This window comes from Pseudoduganella ginsengisoli, from assembly GCF_009720865.1.
Lineage (GTDB): Bacteria > Pseudomonadota > Gammaproteobacteria > Burkholderiales > Burkholderiaceae_D > Rugamonas > Rugamonas ginsengisoli.
Window position 1 is genome coordinate 260,578 of sequence record NZ_WNLA01000006.1, and the last position, 17,368, is coordinate 277,945.

Annotated in this window: 14 protein-coding genes; 5 read left to right on the plus strand and 9 right to left on the minus strand. The window is 58.6% G+C overall.

Annotation, left to right across the window (positions count from 1 at the left end; all coding sequences use genetic code 11):
* Positions 1-64 precede the first annotated feature (64 nt).
* The 5 genes from GM668_RS12405 (at position 65) to GM668_RS12425 (ending at position 10,851) form a co-directional block, all read left to right on the plus strand.
* Entirely contained in the window at positions 65-2,227 is a 2,163-nt protein-coding gene (locus GM668_RS12405) for a type VI secretion system Vgr family protein (RefSeq protein ID WP_155439261.1), read from the plus strand.
* A 2-nt stretch (positions 2,228-2,229) separates the two neighbouring features.
* Positions 2,230-3,627, plus strand: coding sequence for a DUF2169 family type VI secretion system accessory protein (locus GM668_RS12410; protein WP_170305612.1), 1,398 nt, complete (start codon positions 2,230-2,232; stop codon positions 3,625-3,627).
* Between the two features lie 6 nt (positions 3,628-3,633).
* Positions 3,634-8,718: an RHS repeat-associated core domain-containing protein gene (locus GM668_RS12415; protein ID WP_155439263.1), complete on the plus strand. Its 5,085-nt coding sequence runs from the start codon at positions 3,634-3,636 to the stop codon at positions 8,716-8,718.
* Positions 8,678-9,334: a hypothetical protein gene (locus GM668_RS12420; protein ID WP_155439264.1), complete on the plus strand. Its 657-nt coding sequence runs from the start codon at positions 8,678-8,680 to the stop codon at positions 9,332-9,334. Before GM668_RS12415 ends, GM668_RS12420 begins: the two co-directional genes overlap by 41 nt.
* Positions 9,335-9,855: 521 nt before the next feature.
* Positions 9,856-10,851 carry a beta propeller repeat protein gene (locus GM668_RS12425; protein ID WP_155439265.1) on the plus strand — a complete coding sequence of 332 codons (996 nt, stop codon included), beginning with the start codon at positions 9,856-9,858 and terminating at the stop codon, positions 10,849-10,851.
* Positions 10,852-10,994: 143 nt separating this feature from the next.
* On the opposite strand, the gene GM668_RS12430 is transcribed toward GM668_RS12425, so the two are convergent.
* From GM668_RS12430 to GM668_RS12470, 9 genes are all read right to left on the minus strand, one after another.
* The gene (locus GM668_RS12430; RefSeq protein WP_155439266.1) at positions 10,995-11,396 is read right to left on the minus strand and encodes a DUF1761 domain-containing protein; all 402 of its coding nucleotides are present in this window, start codon (positions 11,394-11,396) and stop codon (positions 10,995-10,997) included.
* A gap of 77 nt (positions 11,397-11,473) precedes the next feature.
* Positions 11,474-11,776, minus strand: coding sequence for a hypothetical protein (locus GM668_RS12435; protein ID WP_155439267.1), 303 nt, complete (start codon positions 11,774-11,776; stop codon positions 11,474-11,476).
* Positions 11,777-11,893: 117 nt separating this feature from the next.
* Positions 11,894-12,388: a DinB family protein gene (locus GM668_RS12440; protein WP_155439268.1), complete on the minus strand. Its 495-nt coding sequence runs from the start codon at positions 12,386-12,388 to the stop codon at positions 11,894-11,896.
* A gap of 23 nt (positions 12,389-12,411) precedes the next feature.
* On the minus strand, positions 12,412-12,705 hold the full coding sequence (locus tag GM668_RS12445; protein WP_155439269.1) for a hypothetical protein: 294 nt from the start codon (positions 12,703-12,705) through the stop codon (positions 12,412-12,414).
* Between the two features lie 73 nt (positions 12,706-12,778).
* Complete coding sequence (locus GM668_RS12450) at positions 12,779-13,198, minus strand: hypothetical protein (protein WP_155439270.1); 420 nt, start codon at positions 13,196-13,198, stop codon at positions 12,779-12,781.
* Between the two features lie 30 nt (positions 13,199-13,228).
* On the minus strand, positions 13,229-13,855 hold the full coding sequence (locus GM668_RS12455; protein WP_155439271.1) for an HAD-IA family hydrolase: 627 nt from the start codon (positions 13,853-13,855) through the stop codon (positions 13,229-13,231).
* Complete coding sequence (locus GM668_RS12460) at positions 13,852-14,196, minus strand: TfoX/Sxy family protein (RefSeq protein WP_170305613.1); 345 nt, start codon at positions 14,194-14,196, stop codon at positions 13,852-13,854. The genes GM668_RS12455 and GM668_RS12460 overlap by 4 nt, the downstream gene beginning before the upstream one ends.
* 1 nt (position 14,197) lies before the next feature.
* The gene (locus GM668_RS12465; protein ID WP_155439273.1) at positions 14,198-15,358 is read right to left on the minus strand and encodes a serine hydrolase domain-containing protein; all 1,161 of its coding nucleotides are present in this window, start codon (positions 15,356-15,358) and stop codon (positions 14,198-14,200) included.
* Positions 15,359-15,471: 113 nt separating this feature from the next.
* Complete coding sequence (locus tag GM668_RS12470) at positions 15,472-17,034, minus strand: S8 family serine peptidase (protein ID WP_155439274.1); 1,563 nt, start codon at positions 17,032-17,034, stop codon at positions 15,472-15,474.
* Between the last annotated feature and the right edge of the window lie 334 nt (positions 17,035-17,368).

The window sequence follows — 17,368 nt, forward strand, 5'->3', positions numbered from 1 at the left end:
ATCAAAAAGTTAATTTAATGCTAGCATTGCAACCTCCTGTGCCACAGGTAACTTGCAACTAGCTATGACCAAGCCCTTAAAAGCTGCCGACGTCGCCCAGGCCCTGTTCGGCCTCCCCCAAACCAACCGCCTGTTGCGCCTGGCCTTTCCCAACGAGGATGGGCCGGACGCACAGTTGCTTCCCAACCGGCTGGAAGCGGACGAAGCGCTGTCGCAGGATTTCAATTTCACGGTTGAAGTGCTGTCGGACGATGCCCGGCTGGCGTTGAAAGACGTCGAAGGGAAAATGGTGACGATTTCCCTCGTGCGGGAAGACGGCACCCTGCGCTACTTCAATGGCTACGTCTTTGAATTCGCCCTGATCCGCACCGACGGCGGCTTCGCGTTTTACCGCATGCAGCTGGGCCCATGGCTGGCGTACCTGCGCCTGCGCCGCGATTATTACCTGTTCCACGGTAAAACCGTGCAGCAGCAAACCGCGGAAATCTTTGCCGGCTACCCGCTGCCTGACTGGAAAACCCGCATCCAGGGCGCCGACCCGGTGTTGACGGATGCCTGCCAGGCGGGGGAAACCGACTATAACTATGTGCACCGGCGCTGGGAACAGCGCGGCTGGCACTACTGGTATGAACACCGCGCCGATGGCCACACGCTGGTCCTGGCGGACGACTCGACTGCCGCCGATCCCATTGACGGCGTCCCCACCATTGCCTACCAGCGCGAAGCCGGCGCGCAGGAAGACGACGCCATTGGCGACTGGTCGCCCGTGCGGCGCATTATCCCGGCCAGCGTGGCGCTGTCCAGCTTTGACTTTAAGTCGCCCCGCCCGCAAAGCGCGGCGCTGCCCACCATCCACCAGCAAGGCAACGTGCCGCAGCTGGAAGTGTATGAATACACGGGCGCCTATGGTTTTTCCGCGGGTGACGATGGCAATGCGCTGGCGCGCCGCCGCATGGAAGAAATCGAAGCAGGCGGCAAGCGCTTCGAAGCGGGCGGCAATGACCGCTTCGTCCAGCCCGGCCGCTGGTTCCGGCTGACGGGCCACTTCGACATCGACCCGGACGGCAGCAACAGCGAAGACAGCACGTTCCTGATCATTTCGACCCGCCACAGCGCCAGCAACAATTACCACGCCAATGGCAGCCAGCCGGCCCACTACAGCAACACGCTGACGTGCGTACGCAAGATCATTCCGTGGCGCCCCGGCCGCGGCTACAACAGCACGGAGCCGAAACTGTATGGGCTGCAGACCGCCACTGTTGCGGGGCCATCCGGCGAAGAAATCCATACCGATGAATTCGGCCGCGTGCGGGTGCAATTCCACTGGGACCGCGAGGGCCAGTTCGACGATAAAAGTTCGGCCTGGGTGCGCGTGGCCACGCCGTGGGCCGGATCGAACTTCGGCATGACGTCGATTCCGCGCATCGGCACGGAAGTCATCGTGCAATTTTTGGACGGGAATCCGGACCGCCCGCTGATTACCGGCATGGTGCCGAATGCGCAAACCATGCCGCCATGGACCTTGCCCGACAATAAAACCCAGAGCGGCATCCTGACCCGTTCAACGCCGGGCGGCGCGTACGCCAACGCCAATGCGTTGCGCTTCGAAGACAAGAAAGGCGCCGAGCAGCTGTGGCTGCACGCGGAAAAGGATCAATTGACGGAAGTCGAGCACGATGAAGACAAGTGGGTCGGCAACGACCGGCGCAAGACCATCGACCACGACGAAATCAACCACATCAAGCATGACCGCACGGAGACCGTCGATCATGATGAAACCATCACCGTGCATAACAACCGCAAGGAGCGGGTCGATCATAACGAGAGCATCAGTATCGGCGATAACCGCACGGAGGATGTGGGGAAGAATGAAACCATCGATATTGGCGGAACCCGTAATGTCACGATCGGCCACATGAAGATCGAGACCGTGGGCCTGGCCAAAGTCGTCACCATCGGCGGCGCTTACCAGACGTCGGTTGGGGCAGCCATGAACACCACGGTCGCGCTGATGCAGGCTGAGGAAGTCGGCCTGTCGAAATACGTGACGGCCGGCCAAAAGATTTCCTTCACCGCCGGAGAAGAATTCCGCATTGAAGTGGGCGCCAGCTCGTTCGTCATGAAACAGGACGGCCGCATTGAAATCTCGGGCAAGGAAATCATCATCCGCGGCTCGAAGAAAGTTGAATTGCATGGCGACGACGTCGACACCAATCCGGAAGGCTGACCGTGGAAATTCCAGCCATCCCCAGCCTGCGGTTCGACAACCGCACCGGATTCGACGCCCTGCACTTTGATACGTTGGACCAGAACGGCGTTGCATTCCATGTCATCACTGCGAAGACCGGTTACACCTTGTCTCCCGGCGCCACGCCCGGGCAAGCGTACTTAACGCCGGCAGCCGCCCTGCTGCACGTGGCGGATGTGCACTACGAAGACAATCTCGATCGCAGCGTGCGCTATGAGAGCGACCTGGCGCCCTATAAACCGCTGTGCGACGTTGTTGTTATCGGCGCCGCCTATCCGCCTCAAGGCGGGAAAAGGCCCAGCTTCGATATCGCGCTGCGCGTCCAGCGCCCCGACCTGCCGCCGGCGTTGCCGGAGCGCCCCCGCCCGCTCAATCCATGGCAGCCGCTATCGCCCGAGGTCTACCAGCAATGGCAAAAAGACCTGGCGTGCGCCGCCCCCCGGCCCGGCGCCCTGCTGGTCGATAAAACCTTGCGTATCCACGGTGAACGCCACTTGCACCGGCTGGCGGCGCCCCTGCGCTGGGTGCATGGCACGCCATGGCGCCTGGACAGCGCAGCCGCCTGCACGCCGCTGCCGCTGCGCTATGAATATGCGTTTGGCGGCGAGTGCCGCGCCGAAGCAAGCGATGCCTGGGCCGCGAACATCCCTGCAAGCCATAGGCTGACGCCGGAACAGCAGGCCAGCTATCCCGATACAGCGCCCGCTCCGGTGGCACATGACAGTTGCCAGTCCAATCCTGTCGGTTGCGGATTTACCCGCGACTGGTTTGCCCTGGCTTGCGGCATGGAGACGCTGCCGGCGCCGCGCATTGAATACCCTGTGCAGCCATTGACTGCCCGCGCTTTTTGGGATGCCGCTTGCGGCAAGCACACCATTCCCGCTGCGGGCATGGGCTTTGTCGGGCGCGGCTGGCTGCCGCGCCGTAACCTGATCGGCCAGGTCGAATTGAAAACCACGTGGCACGAAGATGAGGTGCCACTGCTGCCGAAGGATTTCGATTTCCGCTACTGGAACGGCGCGCCGGATGACCAGCAATGTCCGCATCTGGAAGGCGGCGAACGTTTCACGCTGACGAACCTGTGCCCTGCCGGCGCCCCTTATGCCGTCACCGGCGCTGACGGCAACCGCACGTTCACGTTCGCGCTGCCGCAACAGGCGCTATTCATCCTGGCGGCGGGCGCGGACGGCGTGCTGGCCGCCCAGCCGCTGGCCATCGATACCGTCGTCATCGACCTTGACAACGGCGCCGTGGAACTGACCTGGCGGCTGGCCCTTTTGGCCGATGGCACGTTCGATGAAGTACGGCTGCACCATGCCGGCACGCCCGAAGCCCTGGCCCGCCTAAACGAATTGACCTCGGCCGCCGCCCTCAGTTGACATCCTATGGCTCACGAAACCGTCACCAAATCCCAGCGCTTTTATTGTGTCAGCGTGACACCGGATATCTGCAAGACCCCGGTCGGCAATTCCGTCATACCGATCCCCTACACCATCACTGGCGAATTCAAGGATGCGCAAGATGTGTCGCGCTCGGTCAAGATGCACAGCGAGCCGGCGTTCTTGCATGGCAAAAGTTTTATTCCCAGTGTCAAAGGCGATGAACGCGGCACGGTGGGCGGCATCAAGAGCGGCACGTATTTAAAGCGGGTGCAACCCAAGGACAAGAGTTCCACCAAAGGCGCGAACGGCACGCAAACGGTCCAGGAATCGCGCTTTATCTGGATGAATGACCGCAATACGTTTGGCCGGATTTATGAACGCGGCGTGCAGGGCGCGAAAGCCCGGTTGCGCAGCCTGGCCAACAGCGCCAGCCAGGAATTGAAAGACGCGGCGCAGCACTATAAGGACAATGTCTCCGGCGACCTGCACGCGGCAGGGCAGAAAGCCATGGACGTGGGCGGCGATATCGCCACCGGCAGCGCTGCGCTGGGCGTAACGGGCCTGGCCGTGGGCGCCACGGGTATCGGTGCGCCTGCGGCCGCGGTGATGGAAACCGGTGCCGCGGCCGGCGGCGTCGTGGGCGGTACGGTGGCCGGTACGGGTTATGCGGCCGACACGGCGGCCACGGTGCTGGATCACGCTGCAGACTTTGTCTTGACAGGCAAAACCCCGCCGGTGCTGAGCACACTGGGCGACATGGCTGTTAACGCGGCGGAAAACCTCGTGCTCAAGAAGGTCAGGAAAATTCCGTTTGTCGATGGCTTGTTGAAGAAACTGGTGCCGGCAAAAAAAGGCGCGCCGGGTTCGACACCCCCGCCTCCGAAAAAACCACCAGCCAAATCCGCCCACAACGGTGGCGACAAGGATGGCCATGACGGCGGCAAGACCAAGCAAAAGAAGGAACCAAAGGCGGATAAACCGTCCGACTGCTGCCCGAAAGACAGCGCCCCCGGCGGCAAACCTGTCAAGAGCAACCACCCGGTGCACTATGGCACCGGCGAGGAAATCCTGGCCCAGACCGACTTTGTGATCGACGGCGCCGAGCCGCTGGCGTGGACCCGCGTCTACCGCTCCGGATCGGAATGCGAAGACTGGGGCTTGCTGGGCGCGCGCTGGTCCACGCCCTACACCAGCAGCCTGTCCGTTTGCGCCCAAGGTATCGTCTATCACGAAGCCAGCGGGCGGGCGCTGCGCCTGCCGGCGCTGGCCATCGGCCAGCAACACGACCACCGCGCCGAAGGGTTCATCTTGCGGCGCGACAGCGACCGGCAACTGTCGCTGGTGTGGCGCGACGGCAGCACCGATACATTCACCAAGGGGCCGGATGGCTGGCTGCCGCACGGCTACGATGGCGTCAACGCCATGCTGGCGCCAGGCGCCCCGCTCCGCGTACAGCGCTTCTGCCTGTCGCGCCGCGAGGAACGCGATGGCAAGGGCACCGCGATCGAACGCCGCCACGACGCGCGCCCCGGCGAAGTCCTGCTGCGCATCCGTACCGATGATGGCGTGACAATCGAAGCGCTGCGCGACGGTTGGCTGCCGCTGGAAATGGGCGCCGAGCCGCAAACCATGGCGCCACGGATCGGCAGGATCGAACAGGTGCTGCCCGATGGCAGCCGCCTGTGCCACGTGCGCTACCGCTACGAAGCGGACATGCCGGACCTCGTCACGGCCACTGCTCCGGAAGGCGCATTCGAAGCGCTGCCGCTGCGCTGTGGCCTGGTGGAGCAAACCAATCTCGCCAGCCAGTCGCGCAGTTACGCGTACCACCACCATTTACTGGTGCAGTACACGACATATGGCGGCTTCCAACACGGCCTTGAATGGGTCAGCCTGGACATGCTGCGCGAGCGCTGGGCAGGCAACGGCCTGGAGGCAGCGCAACTGGCGGCGCTCCGCCCCATCACAGCCGCCAACAGCTACCAGGCGCGCGCTGTGCGTACCACCACGCAAGACGGCCGCGATGAAGTGCAGATTGCCTACATCGACAACGACACGACGCGCGTGACAGAACCGGATGGCGGCATCCTGGAATACCGTTTCAATGCGCGCTGGCTGGCAACCGAGGTGCACCGTATCCATCCGGATGGCAGCGTGCGCCCGCTAGGCCGGCGCCAATGGGACCGCGACGGCATGCTGCTGGCCGACATCGACGCCGATGGCGCCGAAACCCGCTATGGCTATGACGCGGCGGGCAACCTCACGAGCGTGACCGATGCGCAAAACCACGTGACGCGCATCGACTACGATGCGAACCATTTGCCGGTCGCCGTCACCGATGCGTTGGGCCATACGACACGCAGCCGCTATGACGACGCCGGCCGCCTGCTGGAGCGCACCGATGCGCTGAACCGCAGCACCCGCTACGCCTACGACGCGCAGGGACGGCTGGCAACCGTCACCGATGCGCGCGGCGGCAACAAGCGCTTGACGTATGACGCGGCGGGCCGCCTTGCCGCTTATACCGATTGCTCGAACTACACCACGCGGTATGGCTACGATGTGCATGGCCGGCTGACGGAATTTACCGATGCTGCGGGTAATACGACGCGCTATCACTACGATGCGCTGGGGCGCATGGTGCGTATCACTTACCCCGACCAGACTGCCGAATCGTATGACTACGATGCAGAAGGCAACCTGGTGGCGCATACCGACGCCAAAGGCCATAAGACGCGCTACCGCTACGACGGCCATGGGCTGCTGACGGAGCGGATCGATGCGAAAGAACAGACGCTGCGTTATGCGTATGACAAAGCGCTGCGGGTCACGGAACTGGTCAACGGCAATGGCGACGCGTACCTGTTCGGCTATGACGCGGAAAGCCGGCTGGCCAGCGAAACGGGTTTTGATGGCAAGACCACAGCTTATTTCTACAGCAAGGCCGGGCACCTGATTGCCAGCGACAGCGCCGGCATCCGCACCGAATACGCGCGCGATGCATTGGGCCGCCTGCTGGCCAAGAGCAGCGCCGATGGCGGCGTGCGCTATGCGTATGATGCGGTGGGCCGGCTGATCGCAACGGCCACGTCGCAAGCGGAACATCGCTTCATGTATGACGCGGCAGGGCAGCTGATTGACGAACGTGCCGCCTATTCGCCTTCTGCGCCTCGCCTGCCCGGCCAGCCTGCTGAGTTCATCGCGGCCTTCACAATGACGCACGCGTACGATGAACTGGGCAACCGCATTCAAACCATTCTTCCCAATGGCCGCCGCATCGATACGCTGCGCTACGGCAGCGGCCACTGGCACGGCACCCTGTGGCAAGGCACGCCGCTGGTGGACCTGGAACGCGACCAGTTGCACCGGGAAACGCGGCGGGAATGGGGAACGGCCAAGGAACGGCTGGTGGAGCGCCGCAGTTACGATCCGCAATCGCGCCTGAGCGCCTTTACGCTGGAGAAAGGCAGCCAGCACCTGCGTGAGCGGCATTACGAATACGATGCCGTCAGCAATCTGGTCCACATCGACGACAAGTTTGGCCACAGCATCCGCTACACGTACGACCCGCTGGGCCAGCTGCTGTCGGCGGTACAACCCGGGTTGACTGAAACGTTCGCGTTCGACCCGGCAGGCAACCTGCTCGACCCGGCTGCGGAACGCGCCCCGATCGACACGCGGCAAGTCTTGCGCGAACTGGACGAACAGCCCGCGCCGGGAACCACGCCTCCGCGCCTGGCAAAAGTGACGCATAACCTGCTGCGCCAGTACATGGGCTATGCGTATGAATACGATACGCAAGGCAATACGATCGTCAAGCGGCCACGCTTGCTGACTGGCGCTAATGACGAAGGGGTGCTGGAGTTTTCGTACGACACGGATAACCGGCTGATAACGGCGGTGCGAACCTTTGCCAATTCACGGATGGTGGCGCGCTATAGCTATGACGCGTTTGGACGGAGGATTGCAAAGCGGGTGGATGAACAGCGGTGGGAGGCTGGCGAGGATGCTCCGCCGGTGGGGCTTGCGCATACTGGCGTCACTACGCTGTTTGTGTGGGATGGCGATGTGATGGTGCAGGAAGTGCATGCGGATAAGACGATCACGTATGTGTATGAGCCGGACAGCTTCGTGCCGTTGGCGCGGGTTGAGTCCTGGGAGGGCATCGCGTCATTCGCAAACCGCGATACACATGTGTGGTCTGTGAACACGTGGACTTTATTAGCATCTTTCCCTGATGCTAATGCACATGTTGTTAATAGGATAGAAGATAGGCATATCCAAGCGGAATTTCGGCACCATGCATCGCGCAACCATCAATTGGCCTCAATAGAAGCCACGTCGGCGTTCGACAGCATTCTCTACTATCAGTGTGACCATCTAGGAACGCCATCGGAGTTAATAGATAGAGAAGGGGAAGTGTTCTGGGCTGCGCACTATCGTGCTTGGGGGAAAGTACAGCGATATGATGTGAACCGCGTAGAGCAACCTTTGAGGTTCCAAGGTCAATACTTAGACCAAGAGACCTCCTTACACTATAACCGCTTCAGATATTATGATGTAAATAGCGCGCGTTACATTACACAAGACCCCATAGGGCTTTTCGGCGGCATAAATACTTATCAATATGCCTCAAATAGCACGGGATGGATTGATCCGCTTGGCTTAGCTAAGCTCATGGAGCTCGGAACTTACGGAAATTTGAATGGTGCGGCTCACGTAAATGATGGATTACAAGCCCATGAGTTAGTACGACATGAATATTTGGTTCAAAAAGGTCTTGCAAACAAGAAGTGTCGAGATGCAGACAATCCATCTATTGCGCTCGACTTAGATCACCATACTCGGGGACCAGAAAAGGATAGTCGCGGCATCGGCGGTGCCCACTATCATGAAGGTCGCATTAGGCTGCAACAGGGATTGGGAAGAAATGAATTCCATCCTGATACAAAACGTGAACTGGACATTACTCAAGGTGGATTACGTAAGGCCGGAATTCCCGCTAGCAGAGCTCGAAAACTGCGCAAACAGGCGGAAGAGTTCTTACGTGAACAATCTAAATGCAGGACTTGCACCACTTGCTTATAAAGGAACGACTATGAGCCATGAAATACTCATCAACAATCCCACGAACAATTTACTTCTCCCTCGGATTGGTGGCGAAGCATTAATTGAAGGAGTTACCGACTGGCCTCTCAGTCCAAATGGATTGCCATTGACTTTAGTTGCGTCCATCCCCAACTCATTCATTGCGAAACATACCGGATTCGAGTTGCCAGAAGATCATTACACATCAGTGTTCTCATATTACTCGGACTCCGACTACTTCCTTGATCAAATAACCTATCATGGAGATCCAGATGAGTTATCGTACCTGATGCAAGGCTCAACAAAAGTCATTCAACATCGCATAGGCGGGAATATCTCCAAAGGAACATTCATACCTTCACATTTAATGGAAATTGGCAGCTTCACATCAAATGACAAGGACTGTGGCTCTCGAATTGGAGGAAACCCTTGCCTTCTTCAAAACGAGACCATTCAAACAGAAGAATTTATATTCGCCCTTCAGCTTAGAAGCTCGGACTTTCCAAGTAAGTTCAACGATATTTTTGGAATTCCAGATGCGCTAGGCTATTTATTCCTAAGGGAAAACCCTCAAGTTTCTGACAGATGTGGTCTTTTTTTTGTTCAGACAACCTAAATTATTAACTTCTCCGTTTGTTATAGGTATAGCCACGGATGTTGACATGCAGCGCCCCCCGGACAGGTCACTGTAGTGGCTCAGCCACGCGTGCTTTCAGCCGGCGCAGCAGTTCAATCGCGGTATCAAGGCGGCGCTGCAAATGCCAGTATTCGATCTAGCTGAGGATAGCGCTGACAAATCCCGCGGAAATTAATACTTTCACTGGCCATGGCGCTGCAAAGTCGCCCCTGAAATGGACAGCCACGCCCGTTGCAATGGCGGAAGCTAGCAACGACGTGCGGCTCGCTGCGCTTTTGGCCAAAGGGTGTTATCGTTAGTCTATCAATATTGATATAGAAATGGAATAATTATTGAAGAAATGAAAGAATCATACATCTACAACTCTATATTCAAGCGAAAGGACGCAGTAAAACACACCTACAGTTTTTCAAATAATCGCGGCAGCTTTAGCTGTGCCAACACCAATGCTAGGCCGGAGATACCAGCCTGACCCATTACCGCGACAACTAAGGTAATAAGTGATAAATATATTTATTGACAAGAGCACTTGGATCGACTACCTCCAAGGCTGGGAAATTATCGATGTAGCTGTCCGTGACAAAAATATCGTCTATCTAGGTGCCAGGAAAAGTATAGGCTACGAAGATGCCTCACATCTGGCAAATCATGATATTCCAACAAAAATTATTGCTATCTACCTTGATGAGCCTTCAGGTTTAGTAAATGGCAGCCGGCTAAATATTGGTGGCCAAGAGCTTTCGGGCATGGCTTTTCCAGTAATCGGTGTTTCCAGGCTTCCGTTTAGCCGTCCAGGCGGCATGGTTTCCGCAAAAAACATGGATGGTGACACATGGCCAATCGGTGGCGGCAATGGCCCAATGGAGCATATCTCTCCTGGCGCTTGGCCACACCCCTACCGGCTGAAATGTATTAACGGCTACACCTATTCCGTTGGGGCCGGGCGCTCACTTTACAAGCGCGTCGCTGTTGGCCAATGGCAGTCATTCCGAGACGGTTTTCCGAAGGTCCAATCTTCGAATAAGCTGGGTTTCAGGGATCTTGATGCATTCTCTGACCACGACATGTATGCAGTAGGCGGCCACGGCGACGTCTGGCATTACGACGGTACAAAGTGGACGCAAATGGGTTTCCCCAGCAACGTCCAGTTAGGTACGGTCACTTGCGCCGGGGATGGCAACGTGTATATCTCGAGCGAGGGCGGAAGCCTGTGGGTCGGAAACAAATCCACCTGGAAGCGCATATACGAAGGCGGATCCAGCGTGTTATGGAACGACGTGCTGTGGTTCCAGGACAAGCTTTGGCTGGCTTCCGACTACAACTTCGCCATCTGGAATGGCAAGGAACTCGAACCCGTTATGCATGATGGCAAACCGGTATCGATCCGCGGACATATGGATGCCTACGACGGATTGCTGGTCGTCGCCAGCCTGGAATTCGCCATGGCCTTTGATGGCCAGCAGTGGCAAACCATCGTCGCACCTTATCTGGATTGAGCCGGCCAGGTAACGGAGACTGCTTGCGACCTCCTATCTAAATTACCCACTTCCAGCGGCTTGAATCAGGCCGTCTGCGGCGGCGAAAGTGCTGCGCTATGACTGCATGCTACTGCACTCATGCTAACAACCCAGCCCCATGTTTAATGCCACGCCCCAATAACCAAACCATAAATAAGAAACTGCACCAAGTGATACCCGCCATCGATCAGCAGCAGCTTGGTACTGCGGTTGGCGAACTGGTAATTGATACCGAAACTGGCGGCAACCAGACCTCCGCCGACAGCCAGTCCCTGCCCGGCCGCGATCGGGGCGGACGCTGCAGCCGGCATCAGCCACGCATACACAAACGCAGCCAACAACGCAAAGATAAAGCTAACGCCAAACACCTTAGCAGGATGGCCCTGCTCTTGTTTACAGTTGTCACACGGCCCTGCTTCGCGGTTCCACGTGTTGCCAAACAGCGCTGGTGAATACCACAGGCCGCCCAGCATGAAGCTGGAAGAGGCAGCAACGATAATGGCAAGCAGGTTCAATTGCAGCATGGTAACTTCTCCGTCTGTTATAGGTATGGCCGCGGATGTTAACACGCAGCGGCCCCCGGACAGGTCACCGTGGCGGCTCAGCCACGCCTGCTTTCAGCCTGGCGCAGCAGTTCAATGGCGGCATCAAGGCGGCGCTGCAAATGCCAGCATTCGATCTGGCTGAGGATAGCGCTGGCAAATCCCACGGAAATTAATACTTTCACTGCCAATGGCGCCGCAAAGTCTCCCATGAAGTAGACAGCCACGCCTGTAGCAATGGCGGAGGCAAGCAACGACGTGCGGCTTGCTGCGCTTTTGGCCAGCACAGCTTTAGCGTTGGCGCGGCGGGAACCTTGTTCCAGCAGGTTTTGGGTTTCGAATTCAGTGATTGGTGTTTTCATGTTTTCTTATTAGAAAAAATCTACAGGGATACTTCTGGAAGACAGTACATGGCACAGCGACAGGAGCAGCGATACCTATTCGGTCCAATCTCCATCGGCAATGGCTGCTAACCTTACTCAAACAGCACGCCGCTGCGGTTCCGCCACATGCAAATATTTCGTCAGCAAATCCCGTGGCGGCGCCACGCTGATGTTCTTCAATATCTGCCCCACATTGCCGCGATGGTAGCCGCCGTGCGTGATCACGTGCATCAGGATTTCTTCGCGCGACATCGTGCCCGCGTCGCCATCCGTGAAGCGGAACTGCACCGGCTGCGCCAATGCCGCGTCATCCAGCGTGGCAACATAGCCTTGGAACCATGCATCGGTTTCCTTTACTGCTGCGCGCAACTCTTCCAAGGTGGGCGTGGCCTTGGTATTGGTGGCATCATAACCATGCGCCTCGCCCAGCAAGTGCGCGCGGAAAATCCGGTCCACGACATAAATGTGGTTCAGCGTCCGGATCGCCATATGCAAATCCGCTTCGGCCGTCACGGTTGCCAATACATCGAATAATTCGCTATTGGCCCATGCCTTTTGGCCAAACAGGGATTGCAGCATAGTGACAGACATGATGGCTCCTTGAATAAGGTGGTTCAAAAACGGTAGCAGTGCGCTTGCTGGCTATCGGCGCGTTGAAACGGTACGGTCAGGATTGGCGACTGGTTTTTCTGGCACTGGATTAATATTTCAGTGTACGCCTCGACGCTGCGCTCGACGATGCCTTGCTTGCCTGCGCGCCCGATCGCTTGCGCCAGCGAAGGTTCGCGCAGCGGAGTGTCCGTCGGGCGAGTGTGCGCAGCTTCGGCAATCAACGGACTGGACTTCGCCATTGCAATTGCACGCGCAGATAATGTTGCGCGGGATGTGAGCGCCGCATCGGCAGCCATTTTCAAGTCTTCTTGCGGTACGTCCGCAGACCGCACCTGGCCCGTACAAGCCAGCCAGATCAAGACCAGTGATTTAGCGCGCCTTGCCGACATGCCACGCCGTCCACGCAAAGAACAGCCCAAACACCAGGTCACCCGCGCCATAGACCGAAAAGAACATGGCAGTCAGCGGCGACTCGGACGCGATCGATGGCAGCGTCTGCGCCTTGTCAGACAGCCAGCGCAGCCACGCCAGCACATACACGAGCTTTTCAAACGCAAACACGGCAAGCAGCGCTGGCACATGGTGATAAGTCTTCGCCACGGCCCAATACGCCAGCCCCCACAGCACGACGGCAACCTGCCCCAGCCACGAAAACACGGCGGGATCGACTGCCGCCAGCAAGGGATTCATGAACAGCTTGGAAAACGTCAGCATGCCGAACACGTTATACGCGCCGGCAAGCCAGAAACCTTTGGTGATCAGCGAACGGGGATGGGACGCAACGGACATGGACAGGTGGATGATCGAACGCGGAATTGTCTATTTTACAAAATCCACATGATTGTCGGCAAGTGCCGCAGCGATGTCGCCAGTATGGCGCACCAGCACGCCGCGCAAGCCTGCTGCGTTGGCTGCCTCAACGTTCTCTGCGAGGTCATCAAAAAACAGGACAGCTTCCGGTCGCACGTCCAGTTCCCGGCAGATATGCTCGAACGCTGCGCGCTCAGGTTTGCGCAAGCCGATCTGATGCGAAGCGAACACGCGGCCGAACGATTGCGCCACGGCCGGATACAGCCGCATCCAGCACGCCATATGGCTGGCGTTGGTGTTGGTGAACGCGTGGCAGGGAATGGTCCCGCGCAATGACGACACCAGTTGCACCGCCTCGGCAATCTCGCCTTGAAAGATGGCGTTCCAGCCTGCCTCAATCTGCGCAACCGGCGCCTGCAGCTGCAGTGTCTGCGCGATGTGCGCAAAGTATTCACTGGCTGTGATCTCGCCCCGCTCGTGGCGCTGGTAAGGCAAATCGTTGCAAAAAAGTTGCTGCAATTGTTCCAGCGATAACCGGGAATATGGCGCCCATGCGGCAAGAATGCGCTGGAAATCAATGTCGATCAGTACGCCGCCAAGATCGAACAACAGGACTTGCGGAGGCGGCACAGTCATCGCTGGGCGCCGACAAAGTGCAGCGCTTCCCGCGCCAGTTGCAGACTATCCTTGGCTGCCGCCTGATGAACAGCCAGCCACTCTTTCATTAACCGGCCATGCCCGGGATCAAATTGCTGTCCGCTTCCGGCCGCCACCAGTTCGTCAACACGTTTGCGCGGCAGCTTGACGACAAATTCATCGGCAGACGACACCATGGCAAATATCTTGCCATTGACCTGCAATGCTGAAGACCCGAAACCCTTCTTGCCCCGCTGGCCGACAGAGACGCCCGGCTCGCCGGACAGCGCCTCGGCCACCATGGAAAATTGCTGCTGCCATGCAGACTGCTGCTCAGACATTTCACTTCCTTTCAACAGAATCCCATTCATACGCATTGGCGATACGGTCAGCAACCTGGTTCATCAGCGCCATGCCGTTGTCGCCATTGGTCATGATGACCATGCCATATCCTTTGCGCACATGCCCCGTCATCCATGCACGATACCCCCAGTTCGATCCACTGTGAGAAAAATACCAACCGTCGCCACGGCGCGCCATCGACCATCCCACCGCATAGGGACCAACACCAACGGGCGTCGTCATGTCCTGTGCGAAGCGCTGTTCCAGCACGGCGCCGCGGGGGCCGCGTAGCGCAGTTTGCATTTCAATCATGAACTTCGCCAAATCCGTTGGCGTGCTCCACAATGCAGCGGCTGCCAGTTCCGGATAAATGTGCCATGGCGCACCCATGCGGCGGCCCTGCTCGTCATGCGCCAGCGCGGCATGGATGCGTGTTTCGGGCGGATCAAAGGAACTGTCCTGCATGTGCAGCGGCGCCAGGACAGACGACTGCATCAAGTTCGCAAACGAACAGTTGCACACGTCTGCCATGGCCAACTGCATGATGGTCAAACCGCCGCCAGAATATTGGTAGGCGGCATACGGCGCCCGTGCAAACGCGACTTTGCCCACATTCGATGGCGGCAACCCATTGAGAATCTGCACTGGCGCTGGCAACGGCGCTTGCGGTTCATAGCCGGGAAAGCCAAAACCGTCGTCGGCGCCGGACGTGTGGCTGAACAGCGAGCGCGGCGTGACTGGCTGGCTCCACGTGGATTGCGGCACTTTCCACGATGTCAGGACAGTATTGACATCCGCATCGAGATTCAAGCGCCGCTCCTGCACCATACGCATGGCAGCCAGCGCCGTCACGGGCTTGCTGATGGACGCTGCCTGGAACCGGGTTCCTGTTTCCACCAGCCGTCCCGTTTCCGCATCCGCGATGCCGTACGCCTTGGCCCAATGCAGCTTGAAGTCTTTGACGACGGCAATGCTAAGACCGGGCACATGCAGGCGCTCCATCAGCGCCTTCAAGCCCAGGGTATCCAATTCATTGGGACTGGCGGCCTGGGACGCTTCGATGCGGGCAATCAGCACAGCGGCATCATCCTGCGCATGGGCAGCCGTAACGGGAATGGTAGGTAAAAGCCAGAAGATGTAGAGGGGAACAGAGCGGAACATGAACCACCACGATGAATCATTTGATAATTATCATAGTAGCATTAACAATCCGGTTGACCGCAATAAAACGGGGCGCACGCAGCGCCCCGCTCAATACAGCACTACGTCAGAAATTACATGCCGCAGCCCAGCGACTTGATGCGGTCATATGCAGCCTTCGCCTGCACCAGGCCATAGCCGGTGTAGACGTCGCGGCCGGCCGCGTTCAAGTCTTTCGCGCTCTTGGTCAGCGACGTGCGGATCTGCGAGCCCGTGCAGGTTGGGAAGTAGCTCCACACCAGCGCAGCCACAGCCGATACGTGCGGCGTTGCCATCGACGTGCCGTCATAGAAGCTGTAATTGGTTGGCTTCACGGCCACCGTTGCCGATGCACCCAGTTGCGCTTTCATTGCCGCGCCTTCGGTATCCGATGCCGTCACCGATGGAATGGTGGTCACGGTGGTGCCCAGCGTGCCGCCGAAGCCGCCAGCTGCATTGTTGTACACCACTGCGCCAACACCGCCGCTGGCCTTGCAGTTGCTGACCTTGGTAGCGAAGTCCACCGTGCCGCGCTGGATCAGGCACACTTTGCCAGCCATGGCCGTGTTGACGGTATCGCCCAGGCCGAAGTCAGCCAGTGCGCCGGTAGCGGTGGTTTTTGGCGAACCATCCATCGCGCCTGGTGCGTAGGTGCTCGCGCCCACGACCAGCGATGGCTCGGCGCCCGCGCCCATTGGCACGGTCGACAGCACGTTCACGCCAGGACCGGCGATTTCCACTTTGCTGTTGTACTGAGAGAACGAAGCCCAGGTCAGGCTTTCATCCACGGCCGCCACGCTCATCACGCTGGCATAGCCGGCTGGGTACGATACAGCCGTGTTGCCATCGTTACCGGCAGCGGCGATCGACAGTGCGCCAGCGCTTTGCAGGCTGTCAAAGGCGCGCTGTTCAGTCTTGCTGGACGATGCGCCGCCCAGCGACATGCTGACCACATTGGCCTTGGCTGCCGCGCACTTGTTGGCAGCGGTTGCCAGCGTGGACGAATAAGCCCAGCCATCAGCGCCGAATACTTTGACGATGTGCAGGTTCAGCTTGCGGTTCGGGTTCACGCCCACCACGCCGACGCCGCTGTTGTTGATGCCGGCGATGGTGCCTGCCACGTGGGTGCCGTGGTGGTTTTCATCGGTGTACCACCAGCCCGTGCCGCTGTCGTATTCGCCGGTCACGACGTTGCCGCTCAAATCTTCGTGCGTGCGGTCATAGCCCGAGTCGATAATGCAGACCTTGCGGTTGCCGGTGCTGGCGTCGGACAGCTGGTCCGCCTGCACTGCCTTGATACCCCATGGCACCAGCTGGCCCAGCATGTATGGGGTGCCGGTCGATGCGGTGGTGCCGGAGAATGGCTTACGCTTCACGTCTTCTTCGACGTATTCCACGTTCGGGTTGTGCGCCAGGCCATTCAGTGCCTGGGTCGGTACTTCAATGGCCATGGCGTCCATGCCAAAGATTTCATGTTTGACGGCGCCCTTGGCTGCTTTCACCGCAGCGTGAATGTCGGCAGCTTTGCCTGGCTTGAAGGCCACGATGACACGGGTGGTGTCGGCTGCGGCGGCATAGCCTGCAGCGCCCACGGCGGCGGCTGCACAAGCCATTTTCACTGCGAGTGCGATTTTGGAAGTACGCGAAATCCCGATCATTTAACTCTCTCCAGTATTATCTTTGCGGCGTAGTACGCCCTTTTATGTTGTGTATGCCCAGGTGGGAGGATCATCTCCGCATCCAGACAGGGGCCCAGTGTAGGTGTATGTCACGCTGGAAAACAATATGTCTGGCCGTAAATTTTTAGAAGGGTTTGTTTAACGTTGCGGGGACGCGTCAGTTCCGTTTCATTCTGAACACGGATAGAAAAATGTCTCAAATTAGACATTTCATTCGAGAAAATTTCGGTAGGGTTTCAGGCGGCGGGAGCCCGCTCCGCATGCAATGCGGCTGACATTTGCGTGTCGTCAGTCCAGCGCATTTCGCCTTGGG

Excerpts from the sequence above, each read along its gene's own strand:
- GM668_RS12405 (WP_155439261.1), top strand. The coding sequence starts at position 65 with ATGACCAAGCCCTTAAAAGCTGCCGACGTCGCCCAGGCCCTGTTCGGC.
- GM668_RS12415 (WP_155439263.1), top strand. The coding sequence starts at position 3,634 with ATGGCTCACGAAACCGTCACCAAATCCCAGCGCTTTTATTGTGTCAGC.
- GM668_RS12430 (WP_155439266.1), bottom strand. The coding sequence starts at position 11,396 with ATGCTGCAATTGAACCTGCTTGCCATTATCGTTGCTGCCTCTTCCAGC.
- GM668_RS12435 (WP_155439267.1), bottom strand. The coding sequence starts at position 11,776 with ATGAAAACACCAATCACTGAATTCGAAACCCAAAACCTGCTGGAACAA.
- GM668_RS12440 (WP_155439268.1), bottom strand. The coding sequence starts at position 12,388 with ATGTCTGTCACTATGCTGCAATCCCTGTTTGGCCAAAAGGCATGGGCC.
- GM668_RS12445 (WP_155439269.1), bottom strand. The coding sequence starts at position 12,705 with ATGGCTGCCGATGCGGCGCTCACATCCCGCGCAACATTATCTGCGCGT.
- GM668_RS12450 (WP_155439270.1), bottom strand. The coding sequence starts at position 13,198 with ATGTCCGTTGCGTCCCATCCCCGTTCGCTGATCACCAAAGGTTTCTGG.
- GM668_RS12455 (WP_155439271.1), bottom strand. The coding sequence starts at position 13,855 with ATGACTGTGCCGCCTCCGCAAGTCCTGTTGTTCGATCTTGGCGGCGTA.
- GM668_RS12460 (WP_170305613.1), bottom strand. The coding sequence starts at position 14,196 with ATGTCTGAGCAGCAGTCTGCATGGCAGCAGCAATTTTCCATGGTGGCC.
- GM668_RS12465 (WP_155439273.1), bottom strand. The coding sequence starts at position 15,358 with ATGTTCCGCTCTGTTCCCCTCTACATCTTCTGGCTTTTACCTACCATT.
- GM668_RS12470 (WP_155439274.1), bottom strand. The coding sequence starts at position 17,034 with ATGATCGGGATTTCGCGTACTTCCAAAATCGCACTCGCAGTGAAAATG.